Annotated in this window: 4 protein-coding genes; all 4 read left to right on the top strand. The window is 54.5% G+C overall.

Annotation, left to right across the window (positions count from 1 at the left end):
• The first annotated feature begins 2 nt into the window (after window positions 1–2).
• On the top strand, window positions 3–1,490 hold the full coding sequence (locus VR7878_RS04985) for a hypothetical protein (RefSeq protein ID WP_077333972.1): 1,488 nt from the start codon (window positions 3–5) through the stop codon (window positions 1,488–1,490).
• 7 nt (window positions 1,491–1,497) lie between these two features.
• Entirely contained in the window at window positions 1,498–2,445 is a 948-nt protein-coding gene (locus VR7878_RS04980) for a hypothetical protein (RefSeq protein ID WP_077333970.1), read from the top strand.
• Window positions 2,438–6,415 (top strand): hypothetical protein, encoded by a 3,978-nt coding sequence (locus VR7878_RS04975; protein ID WP_077333968.1) that lies wholly within the window; start codon window positions 2,438–2,440, stop codon window positions 6,413–6,415. Before VR7878_RS04980 ends, VR7878_RS04975 begins: the two co-directional genes overlap by 8 nt.
• Window positions 6,416–6,507: 92 nt before the next feature.
• Complete coding sequence (locus tag VR7878_RS04970) at window positions 6,508–7,899, top strand: hypothetical protein (protein ID WP_077333966.1); 1,392 nt, start codon at window positions 6,508–6,510, stop codon at window positions 7,897–7,899.
• Window positions 7,900–7,966 lie beyond the last annotated feature (67 nt).

The following is a 7,966-nucleotide window of genomic DNA, read 5'->3' as shown; positions in this document are numbered from 1 at the left end:
TTATGACAAACAATGTGATTGACACTCCGGGAACGGTTGGTGCCGGGGATATACAGTTTTTTGACGCCATCCAGCCGCCGCTGAAAACGGATCAGTACACGGTCACGGCGAGCCAGAGCGTCACGAATGTGGGCGATCAGGCTCCGGTGTATGAGAATCAAAAGGCGCTGACCATCGATGGCCCGCGTTTTCAGTTGAATCCCAGCCGGATTCATTCGATTTTCCCGCCGGCCAATCAAACGGGCAATTACGCTAACTTTCTGCCGAATATTGTCTTCAATGATTTTAGCCTGCCGTGGTCCCGCGCCATCGACCCGGATCACACTACCGCCCATGAGAACACGCCATGGCTGGGGTTGCTGACTTTGCATCAGGCCGATTTTGCAGGCACGCAGGCCCCGGTGTCTGAACCGGTCACGGTGACAACAGCCGCTCTGGTTGCGCCCGGCGGGAAGATTCTTCCACCGGATTTGGGGGCAGATTTTGTCGGGGATGAAACGAAAGTCAGAGTCGTGGATATGTCGCTGACTTTCTTTCAGGCCATCGCCCCACAACTGACGGAATTGCAGTACTTATCCCATGCTCGTGCGGTCAACACCGATGGTAAAGTGATTTTGAATATGGATGCAGATGGGTGCTTTTCTTTGTGTGTGGGTAACAGGCTCCCGGGCATCGGACAAACTAACCAGATCATGCTGGTGTCGTTTGAAGGCCATGAAGCGCATCTCAACGGTGACACGATTACAGGCGACTACGACACGATCCGGTTGGTGTTGCTGGGCGGATGGGAATTCACCACTACCAACTTTGACAATGAGTTTCTGAACATGATGGAGGCCTTGTGTCAGGCAGGAAACGGTGGGGTGTCGCTGATGCAAATGACTGTGACCGGGCAGACCCAAAACAATCCGGTGGCTAAAGAAGCGCTGGAGACCGGCTATGTGGCCCTGCAAAACCAAATGCGCGCCGGGGAACAGGCAACTGCCTGGTATCGGGGGCCGTTGACGCCCAGTCCGACCCGGCGGGCGTCGAATTTATCGGACACGGCAGGCAATTATGGTCCTTATCTGTATTCTGATCATGCAATTCACTATGACCCGGATACCGGAATCTTTAATCATGCCTATAGCAGCGCGTGGCAAATCGGTCGGTTGCTGGCCTTATCGGACGGCACATTTGCCCGGAGCATCTTTAACTGGCGGGCGGATTATCTGCGGCTGATTGTCGATCAGGCTAAGCAAAGACAAGTCTCCGCGACGGCTACAACTTTACAGTCCGCGATGGGGTCAGCCGATGCCGCAACTTTACAAAGTGCAACCCGGACTTTCTTTGCCGAGACGTTTCACAAGGTGAACTGGGACATGATGAAAACCCGCAAGCAAAAGGTGTTGGGGGACCATGTGCCCGGTGTGATGAGCACGCAAGAGGTGGCGAAGGTGCATCAGCAGGGAGAAGACCCATTGTTCACACTGAATAAAAAAGTGAGGTAACAAGACCATGCAATCACTCACCAATCGCACGGATGTGTATTCAGACATTGCTCAGGCGCTCGTACAGGCGCACAGCGGCGAGTTACCCAAACCGATCCTGCCGGAGGCACTTAAGCAACAGTTGGCGCAATTGTCCCTGTTATACGGGGTGCCGGTGGACTACATGGTGCCGGATATCCGGTTGCTGCCCACCGAATCGATGCGTTTTTTCTACCTTGACCGAAACTGGCTTGATCGCTTGATTGATGGCGCGATGAGTGTGGGGGTGTTATCCACTCAGGATGCGGTCTTCAATCTCGCCTTTTTCAAAGACATTTATCAACAGGTTGATCAGGCGCAAGTGATGCTACGCTCCACGTTACGCGGTGTGACGCAGGCGCCTCCGACGGTATCGGGTGGGCCGATCACCGGCTTGATTTTTCGCTCTCAGGTGGTGGCTGATTTCCCCGGACTGGAGGTTCAGCCGCTGAGCAATGGCACGTTGCTGCCGATCCTGCGTATGGACACGTTATCCCCGAACGTCCTGTTGTGCTTGTTTGATGGTGTGCCTGATCAGGTTGAATTGATCCAACCGGGAGAAGGCTTACAGCTTGGCTTGTTTCCTAATGATCCACCTCGGAACGGCAGTGATTTCCATCTATTTCTGCGTGGACTGGGCGAGGGCGGTTATCCTGCGGGCGAGCAAATTCAAAACCGGCAGGGGGAGAAACTGCGCGGTTACGGGGCCTACCGGGCAGGCACTGAACAACCGGGACGCGTGGTGGATATCACCGGGCTGGTCAACAATATCAAAACGACTTTGCCCGACGGGGCGCTGAAAGACAATGTGCTGACCGCCGGCGGTTTTGCTATCCAGCTGACGAAAACCGCGCAAAAGCAATCCTATGACACTGCGGACAACTTTCCGCCCTGTCGTCCTTCAACGACAACCGGGAGTACGGACAGTCATGAGTAACTTATCTCCGGTCTGGAATGGACCCTCCGTTCTGGTGCCATTACCGACAGACGTGCTATTGATTGGTCAAGGTGACGTGAATGCGGCATCGACCTGGGCTGACCTGAAAAATAACTATTATGCAATGTGGTCATTTGGCACATCTGCACAGCCAGCGCCTTTTGCCGATGCAAGCTGTCCTCCGGTCGGGGCTCACCTGATGTGGACCTTGCCCAATAGCCTGCGTCAGGGGACTCAGCAGGTGAAAGCAGGCGCCCCGGTGGATTTTCCCTCGGCACCCAACCGCTGGCTGATCACTCGTCTGAGCGTGAATGCGGATGCCCAAAGCCTGAGTGCAGTCCCGACGGTGGTTCAGGGGGACAGCCTGACAGCGGTCAGCGGTGATCTGAGTGACATCAACCAATACCCGTATTATCAGGACACAAACCTTGGGGTGCGTGAGATCGGGATGCAGGTAGCGCTGGCCGACTTTGACGGTGAAAATAACGGCACCGTCGATCTTCAGGCGATTGGTCCGGGAGATGTGACCTGGTCGGTGGCCTATGACAATGTTCGCAACGTGTTCGCGTTGCATGATGTCTTGCCTGATGAGACACAAACCTACCTGTATTCGGTGATTGGCTGGTATGCCGATCCCTCCTCCGATCCCTTGTTTGACCTGCCTGCTACTTCAGGGACGGACTGGCTGAGTATGCTGGAACAACAGTTTCAATGGACCTGTGAAGATGTGGATCAGGCAGAGCAGGACTGGCTCGATTGGCAAACGTTATTCGGGCTCTCCGAGGACTGGAATCCGGATGCACTGAACTTAGCACCACAGGCCAAAGCGATGATTGAAGCGTGGCACACTTGGCAGCAGGCCAACGGGCGTCATGGCGACGCACCTGATTTTCCAACCCAGTCTGTGTATCACTCCATGGTGGCGACTGTGCAATGGCGCGGCGTCCACACCTCTTATGGGACGGGGGCACCGATTGGCGGTGACGGTCAGAAAAAACTGCCTTCGATCACCATTGCCAATACTCCGGAATCGGCCCTGTCCACCTACATGGCGACTCAGGCGGCGACGGTCGCCGGATCCGGGATCACCCCTGAGGACATTCCCGGCCTTGCCCTGACGCTGGAGGCGTTTCAGCGCGGCTTATTGTTTGACATGCAAACTGATCCGCAATGGGCGGAGAACATGATTCATAATGCCAAGTTCGATAAGCAGTACCGGGGACAGACCTGGGTGGTAGCCCGGCCAACACAAAGCGGAATCGGTACAGCGTCGGAGCCGAGTTATGCCGGGCAACAGTCGGTTGCGCTCAGCGACTCCCAGACACAACTGCTGATCCAACTCAATCAGCAGCAGGACCGGCTCAACACACTCAGTCAAGCTATGGCGAGCCGGCGGCAGGAACTGTATGCCCTGGCCATGAAGCAGGAATTTTTAACCTATAACCGGCGCACCATCAGTCCGGAGGCTTATGAGACGCTCAGTCAAAAAGTCACTCAAAGTATTGAGGCGATCTCAGGGGAGCTGACTGCCAATGAGACGCAACTGTCACAAGAGCAGATGAACGTACAGCAACTCTCGGCAGAATTAACCACGAGCGTTGGCGATCAGTATGAGTTAAAAGCGGTTGATCTCGACCCGATTGCATCACCGGCGGATCCGGTGGTTTTGCTCAGCGGGGCGGAGATGGACACCAAAATCCTGCCTCCGTCTTACAATAGGTCCGACTCCGGGCAGTCCGACTTATTGCCGGTTCGGGTTACCGGTCAAACCGTGACCGCGATTCTGGTGACGTTTCAGGCGGTGCAGGATGCCGCGATTCAAATCACTTGGCAGGATGTGCTCAATCAGGTGACGTTACCGGGATGGAACGCCATACCGAAAGAAGTGCTGAACTTGTGGGTTGAAATGCTACTGCTGGATACCAGCTTTGCCCCGATCCTTGCGCATATTTATTTCGAAAAAGCAGGCAAGCCACCGCAAGATGATCAATTGGCAACGCTGATTGAAAAAATACAGATGCAGCAGACTGTCTGCTGGACTCAGTTTGAGCACCAACCGCCAACCGAAGCACTCACGCAAGCCTGCGGTTTCGAGGGGTTGCTACCGGATCCGATCGGGGTGGCTTATCGGCCGGATCGCAATCCGTGGACACCGATTTATATGGATTGGCAAGTGCGCTGGATTCCGGATACGCAGACAGGTGCCGATGCCCTGCAACACTGGCAACTTGGCGATCATGATTATCAATGGACTGGCTCGACCCTCGAACCCAACACGGGGATCTTGTTTGAAGGGCGGGCGACGCTGAACCTGAAAACGACCTATAACATGCAGGCGCAGTTTGCTGCGTTTCAGGCGGATTCTAACTATGACCAATTGCCAGCGTTCATTGTGCAGAACCTGACTTGGGTGTCGAACAATATTCAATACATGGATTTGGTCACGCAATCTATGTCCGGACTGACGGAACAGTTGAATACGTTACTGGCGACGATGAAAAACACCCCGGAAGATGCAGCCATTAGTAAATTGCTGGACGGAACTGCTTATTTTGCACCGCAGACCGGCACAACGACCCAAACGAGTGTCCCGGATTTTCCGGTTCGCGCCGGGCATTTTCAGGTGATGGATTTGCGTTTGATTGATTCGTTTGGGCAGGTTCTGCCGGGCAAAAGCAGTTTGCTCAGTGACCATGACCCCATCAATGACATCACCTGGTCTGACAGCATGCAGACCAACAGTCCAAACTATCGTGGTGAGACTTCGACTTACGGGCAGCTCCCGCCCCGTTTTTCACAAAATGCCATGATGTTCACCCGTTTGTTGCAACGGGATGATGACACCATTGCAAGCAATTCATCGGACAGTACCAGCCCGATTTGCGGGTGGGTGATGGCCAACCACTTAGATGATGCATTGATGGTGTTTGATGCCTCGGGTCAAAGCTTGGGGGAGGTGATCAAAATCAGGCGTGAGACGCAAGAACAGGCGGAAAGTTCTCTCACCATTCGCTGGGATGCAGCGCCGGGGACCAACGCTCAGTTGGGGGCTGATCCGGTAATCGGCAATGTCCATTTGCAAGCCATGATCAATGCCTTGCTCAAAACCGGCGTGACCGAGTCGGGGGTACAGAGCTACGCGGATCTGATGAGTGCGATCGATACCTCGCTTTGGCTGAATAACCTGCTTACAGCTAATCAGGGTAATCTGGCGATCCTGCTCGGACGTCCGCTGGCGGTGGTCCGGGCTGAAGTTGTGCTTGACTTAGCTGGGGACCCGGCCTTCAGTCAGGGCTGGTATCAGACTGGTGCGCATTACAATGACGATGGCACGTTCAAGCTTACGCAACCGCCGTTTGTTGCCACTGATTTTCAGGTACGTATCGGGGACAGCCAACTTAACAAAAATGGCGTGATGGGCTATTTCGTGGCGGATGACTACGACACTTTTTATGCGGTTTACGGGAATAACAGCCAAACGCAGGTACTGCAACAGCAGCTCAGGCAGAGCCGGGTTATGCCCAAAGCCGAGCAGATGAAGGCCATGGTCAGCGTCCCGACCACACCATCCTCCGGGTATGTGATGACCGATCATGTCGTATCCCTGTCCGTACAGCAGCAGACCGTAAAACTCACGCTGCTGATGGATCCGTTCGGCGATCTCACCCTGACACCGGGCAGCCTGCCGGGCAGCAGTGTGACTTTGCCCACCGGCCCGGTCACACAGGCGATGGATAATTTAAGTGCCACCTTCAGAACCGGCCCGCTGTTACTGGATCCACAACAAATTCAGATGCCGACACCGTCTGAGGTGCGGGGCAACTGGTCGTGGGTGGCCCGACAAGATGTCACCAACTGGCAACCCAATCAGGCCATTACCAACAGCGTGCCACAGGCGAGCCTGAATCCGACGCCGTTAAATCTCATTGAAGGCTGGTTACGGCTGGCTAATTTTAAGCAAAAATCATAGCTCGCTCGTGTTGACGCAGGCCGGGGTGCCCGCCGCAGGTAAGCCGCTGTATCACATCAATCACAGGAACATGCACAGGGAGAATCGTCATCATGAGTGACATCATTCGATTTAGTTTTGTACCGGATATGGTTTTTGCCAATGCCTCCGGCACCTTGAAGCTGGTTGCCGAGAATACGTCACTGACTGAGTCCATCACGTTTCACGCAGGCCGGGTTCCCGATTCCATTGTGGTGACTTTTCCGACCGGTAGTTCAGCGGAGGATTTGGTCAATACGTCACCGACGTTTCAGGGACAGCCGGCGCCGGGCGTGTTTACCTGCAGTTTTGTCAACGGTCAATTCATCATTTCTCCTACACAAACCACGGAGCTGGCCGGCGGGGATGCCATTGATGTGATTTTTTCAGACATGCCGGTGAACAGCACGCCCGGTACTGTGCAGGTGACAGCCAGTTATTTTATCGGGACGGAGAGTGGCACGCAGCAACTGATGGTCACCAAAAAGCCCAAGACGCTGGGGGTGATTGCTTGGTTTGACCCCTTGATTGTCGGGCTAAATCAAACTTCACGGCTCTACTACCAAAGTGAGGCGAGTACCAAAGTGGTGATCTCCGGTTTTCCGGAGGGGAGCGGGGAAGAGACATTTGTCACTCCACCTTATTCAGGCAGTACGCCCGCTGGGATCGGCTCCGATACTACGCCGCAGAGGGTTTATACCGTTACGGCGTGGGCCGGTGGCAATCAGTCTGAACCGGAAACCGTCGCTCTGACGCAAGTCGCTCCGATGATTCTGAATTCGTCGCCGGCTTCTGCATCGGTGGGGCCGGATGAAAGCCTGACGCTTGACTGGCGGGTGCGTTATGACGATGGCAACAGCCTGCAATGGCTGGGAAATGCCATTGCCAATGTGCAGGCACCTTATGTTGTCGTGCCGGGTTCGGATCTGACATCGGTGTATAACATCGGCAATCGTAATGCGCAATTTATGCCCGCGGGGATCAATTACACTTTAACTGTCAATGGGTTTCAGCATCCTGATACAGCTGTGTTTCCGGTTACCGTCACGCCTGTTTCGCTGATGTATTTGAAATATGCAGATCCTGAGCTGACGCAGATTGTGCATGACTTCACCCCAAGTGACTGGCAAGCCGCTGAGCTTGATTTCGGTCCGGGGGCGGCCACCTTAACGATTTACCAGCCCGGCTATAAAAAAGACGTTTATTACCTCAGTAAGGAGAACGATACCGTGCACCCTATGATTTTGTATTTTGATAACGAATCGGGCACGTTGCACTGGATCACCGCCAACCTCAAGACCTTATCCCTGACAGTGCTCGAACCAGCGCCCCAGAAACCGCTGCCGATTGCAGACAGTGACATTGACAAAGGGATAATGCCTGTCCCCACTGGGGCAACCTGTGTGGTACTGACCGGGGAAGGTCATAACGGACAGGCGATCCGGAGTCAATTGGCTCTGATCTGAACCGGCCCGGCGGGGCAATGCGGGAGCGACACCCCGGCAAGTGTGAGCCCGCACTACAAGAATAAAC

Origin of the sequence: Vibrio ruber DSM 16370 (assembly GCF_900163965.1) — a bacterium.
GTDB classification, from domain to species: Bacteria; Pseudomonadota; Gammaproteobacteria; order Enterobacterales; family Vibrionaceae; genus Vibrio; species Vibrio ruber.
This window is presented reverse-complemented; position numbering and strand designations above follow the sequence as displayed.

Bases quoted from the DNA above. Each gene is read 5' to 3' on its own strand.
- VR7878_RS04970 (WP_077333966.1), top strand. From the start codon at position 6,508: ATGAGTGACATCATTCGATTTAGTTTTGTACCGGATATGGTTTTTGCC.
- VR7878_RS04980 (WP_077333970.1), top strand. From the start codon at position 1,498: ATGCAATCACTCACCAATCGCACGGATGTGTATTCAGACATTGCTCAG.
- VR7878_RS04975 (WP_077333968.1), top strand. From the start codon at position 2,438: ATGAGTAACTTATCTCCGGTCTGGAATGGACCCTCCGTTCTGGTGCCA.
- VR7878_RS04985 (WP_077333972.1), top strand. From the start codon at position 3: ATGACAAACAATGTGATTGACACTCCGGGAACGGTTGGTGCCGGGGAT.